The organism is Streptomyces sp. NPDC058000, assembly GCF_042886435.1.
Lineage (GTDB): Bacteria > Actinomycetota > Actinomycetes > Streptomycetales > Streptomycetaceae > Streptomyces.
This window is the reverse complement of the sequence record NZ_JBHVQS010000031.1, coordinates 1-17,415: the sequence shown is the minus strand read 5'-3', so window position 1 is coordinate 17,415 and position 17,415 is coordinate 1. Positions and strand designations below refer to the sequence as shown.

The window sequence follows — 17,415 nt, the reverse complement described above, 5'->3', positions numbered from 1 at the left end:
GTTACCGCCGTGGAACGGCGGCCTACAGCATCCCGCACAGCAGCCGACTCCACTCCACCGTAACGTCTTATTGTGGTAAGCCGTTACGAAGTTGTCGGACGGGAGGGGCCCGACCCCATGCACACCGAGCGCAACCCCGCCGGATTACCGCGCTATCTGGCCGTCGCCCTGCTCGCCAGGCTGGCCGAGGAGGGCATGGCCGTGGCGGCGGTGCTGCTGACACTCGCCCGTACCGGCAGTGCCGCCCAGGGGGCGTTCCTCCTCGCCTCCTGGATGGCGCCGCATGTGCTCGCCGCTCCCCTGGTGGGCACCCTCGCCGCGCGAACCCGCCGGCCCCGGCTCTTCCACCTGGCGGCACTTGGCGGGTTCGCCGCGGCCATCGCGGCACTGGCGCTGCTCACCGGGCGCACCCCCGTCGCCGTGACGTTGACGGTGGCCCTGATCGGCGGCGCTTGCGGCCCGTTGGTCTCCGGCGGGCTGTCGGGGCTGATCGCCGTTCTGATTCCGGCGGGACCGCCGCGCGACCGCGCCTATGCGCTGGACGCCGCCGTCTACAACGCCGCCTCGGTGGCCGGGCCGGCCGCAGTGAGCGTGGTCGCCGGACTGTGGTCACCGGGCCCGGCGATGGCGCTGCTCGCCGGGGTGGCGGCGATCGCCGCCGGGCTGGCCCCCGGGCTGTTCCACGGACGCGAGCGGTCCGGTCGCCAACACCCCGACGACGGGCCCGCCGCGGGCCGGTCCGACGCGACGGCGGGCCTGGCCGCCGTGCTGCACGTCCGGGAGCTGCGGGCGATCACCGCGGCCACCTGCCTGGCGTTCGTCGGGATCGGTGGGCTGACCACCACCACGGCGCTGCTCGCCGCGCATCGCGGCCACCCGGGCAGTGGCGGCGCCCTGATGACCGCCTTCGCCATCGGGGCGCTCGCCGGATCCCTGGCCGTCGCCCGGTGGCGGCCGCGGGTAACGCCCCAATTGACGGCCACCATCGCCCTGTTGGGCACGGGTTCGGCCCTCGCCGCCGCCGCGCTGATCCCATGGCCGGCCGCCGCCGTGACATTGTTCGTCCTCGCCGGGCTGTGCGACGGACCACTGCTGACCGCGACGCTACGGATCCGCGCCGACCATGCCCCGGCGGCCGTACGTGCCCAGGTCTTCACCCTGGGGGCCGGCATGAAGATCACGGCAGCGGCCTGCGGGGCGGGGCTCACGGGGCTGGCCGCGACACTCCCACCGCCTGCCCTACTTCTGGGGATCGCCGCCCTCCAGGCCGCCGCCGCACTGCTCCATGCGCTCCTCCGATCCCCCATACCCGATCCCCGGCCCGCAGCCGTCCCGCCGCCTCACCCCGCTCAGGACGGAGACCGGGATCCGCACCCGCAGGGTGACGCAGGAGGACCGGTAGCTCTCGACGACTTCCCTCCACCACGACGCGAGGCCGCCCATTGATACACGCCAAAACCACCGCGGATCACCGCAATACAGCCGGGTGAATAGCGCACACACAGTGAGACCCGACCCGCCGCAGCCCGACCCGACCCCACCCGACCCGCAAGCGACCAAATCACCACCCCGCCAAACCACTTAACCCCGTACCCCATCAATCCACCGGACCACCAGCCCCCCAAAGCCCCCTCCCCACCCCCTCCCCCAACGGAATATCGCAATTTCCCGATTCCCCGCCGTTCACCATGCCCTCGGCATAACCGCTTGCCGCACGGTTCACGCGCGCCAAGGATTACCGCCATGTCTGTTCTCACCGCGTCCGACGGGACCACGCTCGCCTATCACGTCGTAGGGAAAGGCGAGCCGCTGCTCTGTCTTCCCGGGGGCCCGATGCGCGCTTCCGCCTACCTCGGCGATCTGGGGGGATTGGCGGCCCATCGCCAATTGATCCGGCTCGATCTCCGCGGCACCGGTGATTCCGGCATTCCCGCCGACCCGGCGACCTACCGCTGCGACCGGCAAGTGGACGACGTCGAGGCGCTCCGCGCACACCTCGAACTCGAACGAGTCGACGTTCTCGCGCACTCCGCGGCGGGCGATCTCGCCCTGCTCTACGCGGCCCGTTTTCCGGGGCGAATCCGCAGCCTCACCCTGGTCACCGCCCGGGCCCGCGCCCTGGGCATCGATTTCACCGAGGCGCACCGGCGGGAAGCGGCCGCCCTGCGGTCCGCCGAACCGTGGTTCCCGGCCGCGTACCGCTGCTACGAGACGGTGTGGGCCGGTTCCGCCACGGACGCCGACTGGGACGCCATCGCCCCGTTCTTCTACGGCCGTTGGGACGCGGCCGCGCAGGAGCACGCCGCGTCCGAGGTGGCACAGAGCAATGAGGAGGCCGGGGAGCGGTACGCCGCCGAAGGCGCCTTCGACCCGGTCGCGACGCGTGCCGCCCTGGCCGTGCTGGACGTGCCGGTGCTGCTCCTCGCTGGCGAGCTGGACAGCGGTCCGCTGCCCCGGGTCGCCGCGGAGATCGCCGCGCTGCTGCCCGGCGCCACGCTGACCGTCCAGCCGGGTGCCGGCCACCACCCCTGGCTCGACGACCCGGATCGTTTCACCCGGACCATCAGGGAATTCCTCCCGTAGACCAGTCCACCCCGCGAGCCGCCGCGGACCGCCGAAAGCCGGACACGCACCCCACCGGCCCCGGGCACCCCCGCCCGCGCAAGGCTTCGCGGCGGGGCGACGGCCCCCGCCGCAGGACGGCCCCGCCACACCGCAAACAGCAGGGCGGCGACCCCGGGTCCTCCCGGTGCCGCCGCCCTGTTCAGCTCACGCCCGGCGGCCGATCATCGGCCGCCGCCCCAGTGGGGCGCCGGACTCAGCTGCAACCGCTGGTCGAGCCGCAGCCCTCGCAGAGGTAGCAGCTGCCGGCCCGCTGCATCTTGGTACCGCAGGAGAAGCAGAGCGGGGCGTCGGCGTTGATCCCCAGCTGCATCTCGACCAGTTCGGCGTTGGTGTGCGCCTGCTTGGGGGCCGGTGCGGCGACCTCCTCGACGACCTTGGGCGTCGGCGCGGCCTCCTTCAGCGGCTCGGTCTGCCGCGGCGCGGACTGGGCCAGGCCCTCCACGTCGACCTCGTCCTCGGGCAGCTCGTACGAGCCGGTCTCCAGGTGGCGCTGGCGCTCCTCGACGGAGTGGATGCCGAGCGCCGAGCGGGTCTCGAACGGCAGGAAGTCCAGCGCCAGACGGCGGAAGATGTAGTCGACGATCGACTGCGCCATCCGCACGTCCGGGTCGTCGGTCATACCGGCCGGCTCGAAGCGCATGTTGACGAACTTCGCGACGTAGGTCTCCAGCGGCACGCCGTACTGGAGGCCGACCGACACCGCGATGGAGAAGGCGTCCATCATGCCCGCGAGGGTCGAACCCTGCTTGGACATCTTCAGGAAGACCTCGCCGAGACCGTCGTCCGGGTAGGAGTTGGCGGTCATGTAGCCCTCGGCGCCACCGACCGTGAAGGAGGTGGTGATCCCCGGACGGCCCTTGGGAAGGCGCTTGCGGACCGGGCGGTACTCGACGACCTTCTTCGCCGCGGTCGGCTCGGCGACCGCGACCTTCTTCTCCGCTTCCTTCTTCTTGGCGGAGAGGGGCTGGCCGACCTTGCAGTTGTCGCGGTAGATCGCGAGCGCCTTCAGGCCGAGCTTCCAGCCCTGGAAGTAGACGTCCTCGATCTCCTCGACGGTGGCCGTCTCCGGGACGTTGACCGTCTTGGAGATCGCGCCGGAGAGGAACGGCTGGGCCGCGGCCATCATGCGGACGTGGCCCATCGGGGAGATGGAGCGCTCGCCCATGGCGCAGTCGAAGACCTCGTAGTGCTCCGACTTGAGGCCGGGGGCGTCGACGACATTGCCGTTCTCGGCGATGTGGGCGACGATCGCCTCGACCTGCTCGGGCTGGTAGCCGAGCCGCTTGAGCGCCTTGGGGACCGTGTTGTTCACGATCTGCATGGAGCCGCCGCCGACCAGCTTCTTGAACTTGACCAGCGCCAGGTCCGGCTCGACGCCGGTGGTGTCGCAGTCCATCATCAGGCCGATGGTGCCGGTCGGGGCCAGCACCGACGCCTGCGCGTTACGGAAGCCGTTCTTCTCGCCGAGGCGCAGCACGTCCTGCCATGCCTCGGTCGCCGCGGCCCACACCGGGGTGTCCAGGTCGTCCATGCGCACCGCGACGCCGTTGGCGTCGGAGTGCTGCTTCATGACGCGCTTGTGGGCGTCGGCGTTGCGGGCGTAGCCGTCGTACGGGCCGACGACCGCGGCCAGCTCGGCGGAGCGCTTGTAGGAGGTGCCGGTCATCAGCGAGGTGATGGCACCGGCCAGCGCACGGCCGCCGTCGGAGTCGTAGGCGTGGCCGGTGGCCATCAGCAGCGCGCCGAGGTTGGCGTAGCCGATGCCCAGCTGGCGGAAGGCGCGGGTGGTCTCGCCGATCTTCTCGGTGGGGAAGTCCGCGAAGCAGATCGAGATGTCCATGGCCGTGATGACCAGCTCGACGACCTTGGCGAACCGCGCGGCGTCGAAGGACTGGTTGCCCTTGTCGTCGGCGCGGAGGAACTTCAGGAGATTGAGCGAGGCGAGGTTGCACGAGGAGTTGTCCAGGTGCATGTACTCGCTGCACGGGTTGGACGCGGTGATCCGGCCCGTCTCCGGCGAGGTGTGCCAGTGGTTGATGGTGTCGTCGTACTGGATGCCGGGGTCGGCGCAGGCCCAGGCGGCCTCGGCCATCTTGCGGAACAGGCCCTTGGCGTCGACCTCCTCGATGACCTCGCCGCTCATCCGGCCGCGCAGCCCGAACTTCGCGCCGGACTCGACGGCGTTCATGAACTCGTCGTTCACGCGGACCGAGTTGTTGGCGTTCTGGTACTGGACGGACGTGATGTCGTCGCCGCCCAGGTCCATGTCGAAGCCCGCGTCGCGCAGCGCGCGGATCTTCTCCTCTTCCTTGACCTTGGTCTCGATGAACGCCTCGACGTCGGGGTGGTCGACGTCCAGGACGACCATCTTGGCCGCGCGGCGGGTGGCGCCACCCGACTTGATGGTGCCGGCGGAGGCGTCGGCGCCGCGCATGAAGGAGACCGGACCGGAGGCGTTGCCACCGGAGGAGAGCAGCTCCTTGGAGGAGCGGATGCGGGAGAGGTTCAGGCCGGCACCGGAGCCGCCCTTGAAGATCATCCCCTCTTCCTTGTACCAGTCCAGGATCGACTCCATGGAGTCGTCCACGGAGAGGATGAAGCAGGCGCTGACCTGCTGCGGCTGCTGGGTGCCGACGTTGAACCACACCGGGGAGTTGAAGCTGAAGACCTGGTGGAGCAGGGCGTAGGCCAGCTCGTGCTCGAAGATCTCAGCGTCGGCCGGGGAGACGAAGTAACCGTTCTCCTCGCCGCTCTTCCGGTACGTCTTGACCACGCGGTCGATGAGCTGCTTGAGGCTCGACTCCCGGTTCGGGGAGCCCACCGCGCCGCGGAAGTACTTGCTCGTGACGATGTTGACCGCGTTCACCGACCAGAAATCGGGGAACTCGACGCCACGCTGCTCGAAGTTGACCGAGCCGTCGCGCCAGTTGGTCATGACGACGTCACGGCGCGCCCACTCGACCTCGTCGTACGGATGCACGCCGGGGGTGGTGTGGATGCGCTCGATGCGCAGACCCTTGCCCGCCTTGCTGCCCTTGGCGCGGGAGCCTCGTGCCGGGCCGCTCGTCGTCTCTGTCATGCCGCCTCCCTATACGGGCAAACGCCCATATGTGCACACAAATTCCGTGGCACGGTGTATGTCTTTCCGGGAACGGGGCGCCCTGCTCTCGCCCCGGCCCAGGTCTGGATGTGTGCCGAACTCAGTCGGCAGTGGTGGCGGGCACGGGAACGGCCGGCTCGCCGGCCTCCTCGTCGGTCCCGCCGCACGCGGGCGGCCCCTGCTCGCGCTGCTCCCGCAGCTCGGCAATGGCCGCCTCGAAGTCCTCAAGTGAGTCGAACGCCCGGTAGACGGACGCGAAGCGCAGGTACGCGACGAGGTCGAGTTCCTGCAGCGGGCCCAGTATGGCGAGCCCGACGTCATGGGTGGTCAGCTCGGCGCTTCCGGTGGCGCGCACCGCCTCCTCGACCCGCTGGCCGAGCTTGGCGAGGGCGTCCTCGGTGACCGGGCGCCCCTGGCACGCCTTGCGCACCCCGGCGATGACCTTGGTACGGCTGAAGGGCTCGGTGACCCCGCTCCGCTTGATCACCATCAGCGATGCCGTTTCGACGGTCGTGAAACGGCGGGAGCAGTCGGGGCACTGGCGGCGCCGGCGGATCGCCGTTCCGTCATCCGTGGTGCGGCTGTCGACGACCCGGCTGTCCGGGTGCCTGCAGAAGGGGCAGTGCATGGCTCCACCCTCCTCACCCTCGGAAACGGACGCACGCCAACGGAACCGGCGTACGGCGACTGGCCTCCGGCCGGTCCGTACGGGCCCTTCGGAGCAGCCACAAGCATAGGCGATCCCTGGGGCCCGAAGGACCCGACACCACAACTTGTAGGTGGCCGACCGCATCTAAGCACTAGATGTGGTGTCGGGGCGCTTATATCTGCCTACCGCGTGTCGCGGTCGCGGCGCGCCCGCGGGCCGTCCAAGAGGGTACGGGAAGCCACCCGGCGCGGGGACCGGAGGGGCGGGGATGACACAATCGGCGAGGCCGCGGAGAGGCTCCGCCGCGGTGCAGTTCACTGCTTTTCGGGACGGGTTCCGGCCGGCATTCCGGATCGGATTCCGGGCGGGAATCCGGAGCGGGACGACGTCCCGGAGGCCCGAATTGCCATTCGGCCATACACCGCACTGCTTGATCAGGTCAGCCAATCGCGGAATTTTTCACTCGAACGTGTGTTTGGCGCAACCTTTCGAAAGCAACTACCGTTGGCTAACTAGGGAGAACATTTCGAGAGGGGCCGACGTGACCACCACCGCAGACAGCGCGACCATCACCGCACAAAGCCACTCCCCGAGCCGATTCGAACAACCGCAAAGGGCACCGCGGCCGATGGAAGACACCACGTCGGACTCCGAAGAACACAAGCCGACTCGCTCGCTGCCGGGGCGCCCCCCGGGTATTCGCGCCGACAGTTCCGGGCTCACCGACCGCCAGCGCCGAGTGATCGAAGTGATCCGGGATTCGGTGCAGCGCCGCGGATATCCACCGTCCATGCGGGAGATCGGCCAGGCCGTCGGGCTCTCCAGCACCTCGTCCGTCGCCCACCAGCTGATGGCCTTGGAGCGGAAGGGCTTCCTCCGCCGCGACCCGCACCGCCCGCGGGCGTACGAGGTGCGCGCCTCGGACCAGCCGACGAGCGCGGCGACGGATACCGCCGGCAAGCCCGCCGCGTCCTACGTCCCGCTGGTCGGCCGGATCGCGGCCGGCGGCCCGATCCTCGCCGAGGAGTCCGTCGAGGACGTCTTCCCCCTCCCCCGCCAGCTGGTCGGCGACGGCGAGCTGTTCGTGCTGAAGGTCGTGGGTGACTCCATGATCGAGGCGGCGATCTGCGACGGCGACTGGGTCACCGTCCGCCGCCAGCCGGTCGCCGAGAACGGCGACATCGTCGCCGCGATGCTCGACGGCGAGGCGACCGTCAAGCGCTTCAAGCGCGAGGACGGCCATGTGTGGCTGCTGCCGCACAACTCCGCGTACCAGCCCATCCCCGGCGACGAGGCGACCATCCTCGGCAAGGTGGTCGCGGTGCTGCGTCGGGTCTGACCGCCCCGCCCTCACGACCGAGCCCCGGGACGGAACCACTGCGCCGGTTCCGTCCCGGGGCTCTGCGCCGTCCTGACGGGGCCCCCGTCCTGACAGGGCCCGCTCCCGGCTACTCCCCCGCCGTCTTGGCCGCCTGGTCGATGGCGGCCAGCGAACGACGGACCTGATTGCGGTCGGTGGTGTACCAGAAGTTCGGCATGGACTTGCGGAGGAAGGAGCCGTAGCGGGCCCGCTCCACGCGCGGGTCCAGCACCGCCACCACACCGCGGTCACCAGTGGCCCGGACCAAACGGCCCGCCCCCTGGGCCATCAGCAGCGCGGCATGGGTCGCCGCGACCGCCATGAAGCCGTTGCCGCCGGCCTCCTCCACGGCCTTCTGCCGGGCGCTCATCAGGGGGTCGTCGGGGCGCGGGAAAGGCACCCGGTCCATCACCACCAGCTGGCAGTTGGGGCCCGGCACGTCGACGCCCTGCCAGAGCGACAGCGTGCCGAACAGGCAGGTCCGCGCGTCCGCGGCGAAGTTCCGGATCAGCTCGCCGAGGGTCTCCTCGCCCTGGAGCAGGATCGGCATGTCCAGCCGTCCGCGCATCGCCTCGGCCGCGGCCTGGGCACCGCGCATCGACGAGAACAGCCCGAGCGTCCGCCCGCCGGCGGCCTCGATCAGCTCGGCCAGCTCATCGAGCATGTCCGTACGGCTGCCCTCCCGGCCGGGCTGGGCGAGGTGCTTGGCGACGTAGAGGATGCCCTGCTTGCCGTAGTCGAAGGGCGAGCCGACGTCCAGGCCCTTCCACACCGGCTCGTCATCGCCCGCGGTGCCCTCCGGGCCCAGGCCCAGCGAGGCCGCCACGCCGTTGAAATCGCCGCCCAGCTTGAGGGTGGCGGACGTCAGCACCACGGAGCGGTCGGTGAAGAGCTTCTCCCGCAGCAGCCCGGACACCGACAGCGGCGCCACCCGCAGCGACGCGCCGAAACGGTCGTGGCGCTCGCACCAGACCACGTCGTACTCGGAGCCGTTGGCGAGCCGCTCGGCGACGCCGTGGACGTTCTCCACCGCGGCCAGGGCCTGCTTGCGGACGGCGTCCTCGTCCTGGACGGACTTGTCGCGGGTCGAGCCCAGCGCGACGATCACCGTGCGGGCCGCGTCCCGCAGCGCCATCAGGCAGTAGCCGAGCTCCTCGGGGATCTCCTCCAGGCGGCCCGGCAGCGCCAGCTCCATCAGGCGCTCGAAGGTCTCCGAGGCCGTCTGGAGCTGGTCGGCGGCCTTCTCGTCGACCAGCTTGGCGGCACGGCGGACGGCGCGGTTGACCTGGCCGGGGGTGAGCTCGCCGGTGGCCACTCCGGTGACCCGGGAGACCAGCTCATGGGCCTCGTCGATGATCAGGACCTCGTGCTGCGGCAGGACCGGGGCGCCCTCGATGGCGTCGATCGCCAGCAACGCATGGTTGGTGATCACCACATCGGCGAGCTTGGCCCGCTCCCGGGCCGCCTCGGCGAAGCACTCCGCGCCGTACGCGCACTTCGAGGCGCCCAGGCACTCCCGGGAGGAGACCGAGACCTGGCCCCAGGCGCGGTCGGAGACGCCGGGGGTCAGGTCGTCGCGGTCGCCGGTCTCGGTCTCGTCCGCCCAGTCGCGCATCCGCAGCAAGTCCTTGCCGAGCTTGCTGGTCGGCGTCGCCTGCTCGAAGACGTCGAAGAGGCCGTCCTCCTCGTCCTGCGGGGCGCCCTCATGGAGACGGTGCAGGCAGAGGTAGTTGGAGCGGCCCTTGAGCATCGCGAACTGCGGCCGTCGGCGGAGCTGCGGATGCAGCGCCTCGACGGTCCGCGGCAGATCGCGCTCGACGAGCTGGCGCTGGAGAGCCAGGGTGGCCGTGGCGACCACCACCCGCTCGCCGTGGGCCAGCGCCGGCACCAGATAGCCGAGGGACTTTCCGGTGCCGGTGCCGGCCTGCACCAGCAGGTGGGCCTGGTCGTCCACGGCCTCGGCGACGGCCTCGGCCATGGCCACCTGGCCGGGCCGCTCGGTGCCGCCGACGGCGGATACGGCGGCGTGGAGCAGATCGGGGAGAGAGGGCTTCGTCATAGCGTCTGCAAGCCTACGCGGGACCACTGACAGCGCGGGTCGGTCACGGACCGTACAGGGGATTGGGGACGGTGCCGTGGACGGCGGCGTGCGGGCGGTCGCGGCGGTCGCGGTAGCCGTCCACATGCAGCCGGTTGCGGTTCAGGCACAGCCGCTCGATCTCCGGGGTGAGCAGGTCGAAGGTCTCCTGCCGCTCCTTGAGGTGCGGGAACCGCTCGTGGTGGCGGAGGATCTCCGCGCGGACGAGCGACCAGAACTCGGCCTCGGGAACGCCCAGTTGGTCCTCGCACAGCGGCGCGAGATAGCGGAAGACGCCGACGAACAGGCCGGAGTGGATGAACTGGGTGAGGAAGGCGGGGGGCTCGGTCAGCAGCACCGCCCGGACGTCCTCCGGCATGGGGTCGTGCTCGGGGAGCGGCTGGGCGCTGGTGTTGACGTCGTCGACGAAGTCCTTCATGGCCAGGCGGGTGGGGACGTCGTCCTCGTCGAAGACGACGATGGCGTTCTCGCCGTGCGGGGAGAAGACCGTGCCGTACTGGTAGAGGAAGTGCAGCAGGGGCGGCAGCAGCGCGGCGAACAGTCGGGCCAGCCAGATCCGCGCGGGCATGCCGGAGCGGTGCACCAGTTCCGCGGTCAGCGCGCGGCCGGCGGGGTCGGTCTGGAGCAGGGAGGCCAGGGTGCGGGCGCGCTCCCCCGGGTCGAGGTAGCCGGCGAGCGGCTCCCGCCAGATGCAGCCGAGCAGCTCCTTGTACTGGTAGGGGACGCCGGGCAGCCGGTCGTAGAGGGGGTGCTCGACGGTGACGGAGGCGGTCTCGCCGAGCAGGATCACCCGGGTCTCGTCGCGCAGATACGTATCGCCGTCGCGTAGACCGTGTACCCAGCCGGTGACGGCGGGGGCGGCGAGGGTGCGCTCGGTGGGCAGGCCGCGCCAGACCAGGGTGTTGAGGATGGACAGCGGGAGTTTGACGGTGCGCGACCGGGGGCGGGTGAGGTTGAGGAAGGTGCGGATCGACTGCTGCGGGAGCCGGAGGTCGTCGTCGGTGGGCAGCGGGACGAGGGATCCGTCGGCGAGCTGGGGGGCGAAGAGCGGGGCGATGGTCTCGTCCCACTGCCAGGGGTGGACGGGGAGGTAGAGGTAGTCGGCCGGGTCGTGGCCCGCGTCGGTGAGGGTGGTGGCGAAGGCGTGCCGGGTGGCGGGGTCGAGCTCCTCGTTGTAGAGGCGGTCGGGGGTGGCCAGGGCGGGGACGCCGCGGTAGTGGGCGAGGCGGTGGTGCGCGGCGAGCCAGGGCAGCCGCTGCGGGGTGCGGGCCTCGGGGGCCCAGGTCTCCGCGTCGGCGGCGGAGAAGCCGAGCCGGCCCTTGTTGGCGACGAGCCAGGGGTGGCCGGTCTGGTGGCCTTCGAGGGCGGCGTAGTCCAGGTCGGCGAGTTCCGCGGCGCTGAGCGCGGTGGCGTCCAGGCGGGTGTCGGCGGCGAGGGTGGCGGTCAGTTCGCGGATGAGGTGACCGGTGGTGTCGCCGGACAGGCCGAGGACGGTGTCGTGGGCGTGGGTGAGGAAGCGCAGCGGATCGGCGTGCGGGGTGATCGAGTGGGGGTCGATGCGCCAGTGTCCGTAGGCGCCTCTGCGGGCGGTGAAGCGGTAGGTGAGGTCGTCGGTGATCGGCAGGCGGTAGCGGGGGCTGCCGTCGGGGGCGGTGCCGTCGGGTTCGGGGGTGAGGATCTCCTCGTAGGCGAATTCCGCGAGGGTCTTGGCGAACAGCCGGCGGGCGGCGTGCTGCCAGGCGTCGGACGACGGGCGCCGGCCGGACGCGGTGGTCGGGCCGGGCCGGCCGGCGGGGGCGGAGGGACGGGGCACGGGAGACAAGGTGGGACTCCTCGGTACGGGACCGGACCGGCTCGTGCGGGGGACAACCGGGCCGGCGGATGGATGGCGGACCGGACCGGGGCCGTCGACGGACGGCCTCGGTGTCAGAGCTGGTGGCGGTGGGCGCGGTCGCGGACCATCAACGCCGCGCGTTTCTCCGGGAGTTGGATCTCCTCGGCGTAGCGGAAGCCGGCGCCGAGGAACGCCGCGACGGAGGCGGTGTTGCGCAGGTCGGGTTCGGCGATGACGCGCCCGCACCGCGGGCGGTGGTCGAGGACGAGGTCGGCGGTGGCGCGGAGCAGCGTCGTGCCGAGGCCCCGGCCGCGGTGGTGGCCGCCGCCGATGAGCAGGTGGATGCCGGTGTCGTGGGGCCGGGCCCGGTAGTAGCGGGCGACCCGGTCCAGGTCGGCGCGGTAGATCTCCCAGTAGCTCATCGGGACGCCGGCCAGGACGCCCAGGCAGGGCACGCTGCGGCCGTCGCCGGCCAGTTGGGGGCGCAGGTGGGCGGCGGTGATGTCCGGGGAGCCGGCCAGCTCCCAGAAGGCGGCGACAGCGGGGTCGTTCATCCAGGCGGTGATCCGGTCCAGGTCGCGGTCCGGGTCCACGGGGACGAGGGCGAACGGCCCGGCGGGGGTGTCGGCCGGCGGCCAGCCGGCCAGGTCGTCCAGCAGCGGGCCCGCGGCCGGGGTGGGGGCAGCGGGCGGCGGCGCGCCGGTGTCGGGCGTGGGCAGGTCGCCGAGGGTGTCGTCCGGCGCGGAGGTGAGGCCGGATTCGGTCGGTGGCACGTGACGCACTCCTGTGGGACTGGGGACGACAGTGACGACGGCGACGACAGACGGCGCGGCCTAGGGCGCGAGCGGGTTGGACAGGGTGACGTAGACGGACTGGGTGTCGACCGGGCCGACGAGTTCGTCCAGGCCGTGCAGCCGGGTCGCGAGGTTGGCCTTGCAGCGCAGGGTGCGGGCTGAGAGCAGCCGCTCCGGCAGCGTCGAGCGGTGGGCGCGGGGGGCCGCCGCGGCGTCGGCGAGGAACCGTCGGAAGGCGGCGAGCAGGATCTCCTCGCGGATCAGACGGGCCGCGCCGAACGCCCCGATGAGGCCGAGGACGTTGTTGATGCCGAGGTAGTAGGCGAAGCGCTCGTCGGTGACGTCGTCGGCGACGAAGGTGTCGCTGGTGGTGCCGATGCCGGGCAGTCGGCGTTCCAGTTCGGCGCGGTGGGAGGTCCGGAAGTAGTAGCCCTGGTTGTCGCGGTAACGGCCGCCGGCCGGCCAACCGTCGGCGTCCAGCAGGACGAGGGTGTTCTGTTGGTGGGCCTCCAGGGCGACGCCGGCCGTCCCGTCGAGCCAGAGGACGGGGCGGACGACCGCTTCGAGGTAGCGCAGGAACCATTCGGTGGCCACCGCACCGGCCGGCCGGCCGGTGCGGGCGCTGAGCGCGCCGACCACGCTCTCCAGGCGGGAACGCATCGCGCCGTGGCCGGGCCAGGGGCGTGGGGCAGTGAGCCCGGCGATGCAGACGGCGTCGTCGGTGGGGCCGAAGGGCTGGTGGCGGATGACGACGTCGAGGCCCTGGACGGGGGCGCCGTCCACTCCGTCGACGGCGAGGTAGGCGGGGTCGCGGACGATGTCGAAGCCGGGGGTGCCGGGGAAGGCGGCCCGCCACTGCGCGCCCAGGCCGGTGCGGAGCAGCCGGTGCACCTCGACGCCGCGCACCAGTTCCTTGCGGAGGTTCTCCCGGCGGGAGTTGGTGATGCGCAGGCCGAGGGAGAGCTTGAGCATCGCGGGGGACCCGGGGCGGCAGACCGTGCGGACGGAGGAGGTGGGGTACCAGCGGGGGCCGTGCGGGCCGAGGTCGTGCAGCAGTCCGGCGTCGCGCAGGGCGGCGGTCTCCGGGCGGGTGGCGAGGTCACGGGCTTGCCAGGGGTGGAGCGGCAGCGGCACGGTGCCGTCGGGGAGCGGCAGTCCGTCGTCGGCGAGTTCGGTGGCGAGTTGCGCGGCCGGTACGGTGCGGCCGCGCTCGGTCCAGGCGGAGTCGGCGGCGACCGCGGAGGGGTGGACGGCCATCCAGTGCAGCGGGAAGGCGCCGCGGAGTTCGGGAGAGTAGGCGCGGGTCTCGGCCTCGGTGAGGCCCTCGCGGCTCTTGGGCGTGGGGTGCAGGGGGTGGCCCAGGAGGAGCGACTGTTCGGCTTCGAGGAAACGGGAGCCCTGGTCCTCGGCGGGGTGGGCGCGCCGGTCGGCGATGAACAGGGCGGTGGTCCGGACGGAGTTGGCGACCCGGCCGACCAGTTCGGCGCCGTCGCCGTCCGGGGCCTGCGGGGCGTCGTCCGCGGCGGGCGGCTCGTCGCCGTCGGCGACCCGGTGTTCGCCGCCGTCCGAGGCCCGCCGGTCGCCGCCGTGCGCGGCTTCGCGGCGCAGCAGGGCGGCCAGGGTGACGGCGTCCAGCGGGGCGGAGCCGGGCGGGGTGCCTTCGAGGGTGGGGGCGCCCAGGCGGTGCCAGCCGGTGGATGACCAGTAGCGGACGGGGATGTGCAGGGCGGTGGCGGTGGCGTGCAGCGGGAGGCGCAGCCGGCCGCCGGCCGGGCGGGGGGTGCCGTGCTCGCGGAGCCAGCAGCGGAGCAGATTCTCGATGCCGGCGGCGTCGGCGGCGACGGCCGGGTCCGGGTGGTCGAGGGGGTCGGCGTCGGGGTGGCGCACGGGGTCGTACCGGCCGGGGTCGCGGCGGCCGGCGGCCGGGGTCTGCTGGTGGCAGGTGTCGTCGCCGGGGCGGCGCTGTTGGCGGGGGACGGACGGTTCGATGAGGCCGGCGCCCGGGTGGTGGGCGGAGAGCCGTTCGGCCGCCTGGGTGCCGTCGGGGCCGGGGCGTTCGTTCATGCGGGGGTGCCTCGCAGGGTGGTGGGGGACGAGCCCATGGGCCCGGGGGTGGTGCGGACGGCTGCCGCGACGGCGTCGGCGAGGCGGTCGAGGACCGCGTCCGCCTGTTCGTCGGTGAGGGTCAGGGGTGGCAGCAGGCGGACGACGGCGGAGTGCCGGCCGCCGAGTTCGACGATCAGGCCGCGGTCCAGGCAGGCCCGTTGGACGGCGGCGGCGAGGACCGGGGCGGCGGGGCGGGCGCCCAGCGGGTCGGCGTCGGCGTCCCGGTCGACGAGCTCGATGCCGAGCATCAGGCCGCGGCCGCGGACGTCGCCGATGCAGTCGTGGGCGGCGGCGAGTCCGTGGAGCCGGGTGAGCATCGTGGCGCCGAGCTCCGCGGCGCGGGCGGCGAGGCCGTTGCGGCGGACGTAGGCGAGGGTGGCGGTGCCGGCGGCCATGGCGAGTTGGTTGCCGCGGAAGGTGCCCGCGTGCGCGCCGGGGCGCCAGGCGTCGAGTTCCTCGCGGTAGACGATGACGGCGAGCGGGAGGCTGCCGCCGATCGCCTTGGACAGGACGAGGACGTCGGGCACGATGCCGCTCTGCTCGACGGCCCAGAAGGTGCCGGTGCGGCCGACGCCGGTCTGTACCTCGTCGACGATGAGCGGGATGTCGCGGGCGGCGGTGATCTCCCGCATCCGGCGCAGCCAGCCGGCCGGCGCGGGGATCACGCCGCCCTCGCCCTGGACCGGTTCGAGGATCATCCCGGCGGGCCGGGGCACCCCGCCCTTGGGGTCGTCGAGGAGGTTCTCGGTCCAGCGCGCGGAGAGTTCGGCGCCGCGCTCGCCGCCGGTTCCGAAGGGGCAGCGGTAGTCGTACGGGTAGGGCAGTCGGGCCACGCCGGGGTGGCGGGCGCCCCCGGAGGCGGCCAGGGCGTCCGCGGTCATGCCGTGGTAGGCGCCGGAGAAGGCCATCAGGCCGTCCCGGCCGGTGGCGGTGCGGACGAGGGTGAAGGCGGCCTCGACGGCGTCGGTGCCGGCCGGGCCGCAGAACTGGATCCGCCCGTTTTTCGCCAACTCCTCGGGCAGGGTGGCGAACAGCTCGGTGGTGAAGGCGTCCTTGACCGGGGTGGCCAGATCGAGGATGTGCAGCGGCGCGCCGGAGTCGAGGACGGCGCGGATGGCTTCCAGGACCACGGGGTGGTTGTGGCCCAGCGCCAGGGTGCCGGCTCCGGAGAGGCAGTCGAGGTAGCGGCGGCCGTCGGCGCCTTCGATGGTCAGCCCACGGGCGCGCACCGGGACGATCGGGAGCGAGCGCGCATACGTACGGGCGGCGGACTCACGGAGGGCCTGGCGGCGCAGGATCCCCTCGTGGGCCGGCGGCGCGGCCACCGGCACGGTTTCGGTCAACGCCACGGCAGTTGTGTCCTCCTGCTGGTGAACTGCTGGATACCGCGCGGGCCCGGCGGGCAGCCCGGCCGTCCCCCGTACGTACCAACGACGGCACCCCTGTGGGAACACGGCCGACGGCAAGATCCTTGACGGCCGGGAACCGAGGCCCCGGGTACCGCCGTCCCTCCGAACACCGGCATAGTGGGGGGCTGCACCCGGATCTTGCGGTTCATGACAAGTACCGGACCGGGGCACCGCTCATGAGCCGTACCGGCTCAGTCCGTTTGACACAGGGGGAGAACTCACCCATGCGATCGATACGTCGGCCAGTCCTGGCCGCCGCCGCCCTCACCGCCGTGGTGGCGCTGACCGCGACCGGCTGCGGGCCGTCGGGCGACAACGCGGATGCCAAGCCGACCGAGTCGGCCCAGGACACCACGGGCGGGGGTGCGATCAAGATCCCCAAGGATCTCCAGGACAAGCTCAAGGAACACGGCGTCGACCTGGACAAGTGGAAGAACGGCGAGTGGAAGAACTGGGACAAGGACAAGTGGCTTCGCGAGGCCGGCGAGTTCATCAACCCGGTCATCAAGAACTTCTGGAACCCGGACAAGATCGGTAAGGTCAAGCCCCCGCAGGACCCGAGCAAGTCCTCGGACATCACCGAGGACCAGGGCAAGACCGACCCGGAGCCGGCCGCGGTCACCGCGCAGCCGGTGAAGACGCCCTACACCTCCACCGCGCCGGGCGTCGGCCTGCTGCTGTTCAGCACGCCGGAGGGTGAGTCCCGCTGCTCCGCCACCGTCGTCAAGGACCCGGCGCACCCGGGCAAGTCCAACCTCGTGTGGACCGCTGCGCACTGCGTGCACGCCGGCAAGAACGGCGGCTGGTACCGGAACATGATGTTCGTCCCGAACTTCAACCGGACCGGTGTGTCGGCCGCCCAGATGAAGACCACGCCGTTCGAGGACCGGGTTCCGTCGGGCAAGTGGTGGGCCGACGACATGGCGACGTCCAAGGAGTGGATCGCCGGCGGCGGCGCCGTTCCGGGCGTGCCGATGGCTCCGTACGACTTCGCGCTGATGCACGTGAAGCCGGAGGAGAGCACCGGCGGCAAGTCGCTGGAGGAGATTGCCGGCGGCGCCTACACGGTGGACTTCAACGCCCCGGCGATGGCGAAGATCCCGGGTCTGACGGCGCAGGGCTACCCGGCCGAGGCACCGTTCGACGGCGCGGCGCAGCAGTCCTGCACCGACAAGCCGACCCGGCTGACGCTGGACGCCAAGAAGCCGACCATGTACCGGATCGGCTGCACCATGACCGGTGGTTCGTCCGGTGGTCCCTGGTTCATCAAGGGCTCGGACGGCAAGCCGGTGCTGGTCTCCAACACGTCGATGGGGCCGCGTCCGGCCCAGTGGCTGGCCGGCCCGCACCTGGGCACCGAGGCCAAGTCGATCTTCGACTCGATGAGCAAGAAGTGGGCGAGCCAGCAGTAAGGACGTGACGGGTGGCGCCGGACCCCGG

General features: G+C 72.0%; 11 protein-coding genes. 4 read left to right on the top strand and 7 right to left on the bottom strand.

Annotation, left to right across the window (positions count from 1 at the left end):
• Positions 1-117: 117 nt before the first annotated feature.
• Both ACFVT2_RS26300 and ACFVT2_RS26295 read left to right on the top strand, forming a co-directional pair.
• Positions 118-1,446: an MFS transporter gene (locus tag ACFVT2_RS26300; RefSeq protein WP_390021845.1), complete on the top strand. Its 1,329-nt coding sequence runs from the start codon at positions 118-120 to the stop codon at positions 1,444-1,446.
• A gap of 297 nt (positions 1,447-1,743) precedes the next feature.
• Entirely contained in the window at positions 1,744-2,583 is an 840-nt protein-coding gene (locus ACFVT2_RS26295; RefSeq protein ID WP_390021844.1) for an alpha/beta fold hydrolase, read from the top strand.
• A gap of 235 nt (positions 2,584-2,818) precedes the next feature.
• On the opposite strand, the gene ACFVT2_RS26290 is transcribed toward ACFVT2_RS26295, so the two are convergent.
• Both ACFVT2_RS26290 and nrdR read right to left on the bottom strand, forming a co-directional pair.
• On the bottom strand, positions 2,819-5,704 hold the full coding sequence (locus tag ACFVT2_RS26290; RefSeq protein WP_390021842.1) for a vitamin B12-dependent ribonucleotide reductase: 2,886 nt from the start codon (positions 5,702-5,704) through the stop codon (positions 2,819-2,821).
• A gap of 121 nt (positions 5,705-5,825) precedes the next feature.
• A complete protein-coding gene (nrdR, locus tag ACFVT2_RS26285; RefSeq protein ID WP_390021841.1) occupies positions 5,826-6,353 on the bottom strand; it encodes a transcriptional regulator NrdR in 528 nt (175 codons plus the stop codon).
• A 562-nt stretch (positions 6,354-6,915) separates the two neighbouring features.
• On the opposite strand from nrdR, the gene lexA reads away from it, so the two are divergent.
• A complete protein-coding gene (lexA, locus tag ACFVT2_RS26280; protein ID WP_390021840.1) occupies positions 6,916-7,713 on the top strand; it encodes a transcriptional repressor LexA in 798 nt (265 codons plus the stop codon).
• Between the two features lie 109 nt (positions 7,714-7,822).
• Here lexA and ACFVT2_RS26275 read toward each other — a convergent pair whose 3' ends face one another.
• From ACFVT2_RS26275 to ACFVT2_RS26255, 5 genes are all read right to left on the bottom strand, one after another.
• Positions 7,823-9,793, bottom strand: coding sequence for an ATP-dependent DNA helicase (locus ACFVT2_RS26275; protein ID WP_390021838.1), 1,971 nt, complete (start codon positions 9,791-9,793; stop codon positions 7,823-7,825).
• A 43-nt stretch (positions 9,794-9,836) separates the two neighbouring features.
• Positions 9,837-11,645 (bottom strand): IucA/IucC family protein, encoded by a 1,809-nt coding sequence (locus tag ACFVT2_RS26270; RefSeq protein ID WP_390021837.1) that lies wholly within the window; start codon positions 11,643-11,645, stop codon positions 9,837-9,839.
• 113 nt (positions 11,646-11,758) lie between these two features.
• On the bottom strand, positions 11,759-12,439 hold the full coding sequence (locus tag ACFVT2_RS26265) for a GNAT family N-acetyltransferase (RefSeq protein WP_390021836.1): 681 nt from the start codon (positions 12,437-12,439) through the stop codon (positions 11,759-11,761).
• Positions 12,440-12,499: 60 nt separating this feature from the next.
• The gene (locus ACFVT2_RS26260) at positions 12,500-14,524 is read right to left on the bottom strand and encodes an IucA/IucC family protein (RefSeq protein WP_390021834.1); all 2,025 of its coding nucleotides are present in this window, start codon (positions 14,522-14,524) and stop codon (positions 12,500-12,502) included.
• Positions 14,521-15,915, bottom strand: coding sequence for a diaminobutyrate--2-oxoglutarate transaminase family protein (locus ACFVT2_RS26255; RefSeq protein WP_390021833.1), 1,395 nt, complete (start codon positions 15,913-15,915; stop codon positions 14,521-14,523). Before ACFVT2_RS26255 ends, ACFVT2_RS26260 begins: the two co-directional genes overlap by 4 nt.
• Positions 15,916-16,199: 284 nt before the next feature.
• On the opposite strand from ACFVT2_RS26255, the gene ACFVT2_RS26250 reads away from it, so the two are divergent.
• Positions 16,200-17,387 carry a trypsin-like serine peptidase gene (locus ACFVT2_RS26250; protein WP_390021832.1) on the top strand — a complete coding sequence of 396 codons (1,188 nt, stop codon included), beginning with the start codon at positions 16,200-16,202 and terminating at the stop codon, positions 17,385-17,387.
• The last annotated feature ends 28 nt before the right edge of the window (positions 17,388-17,415 follow it).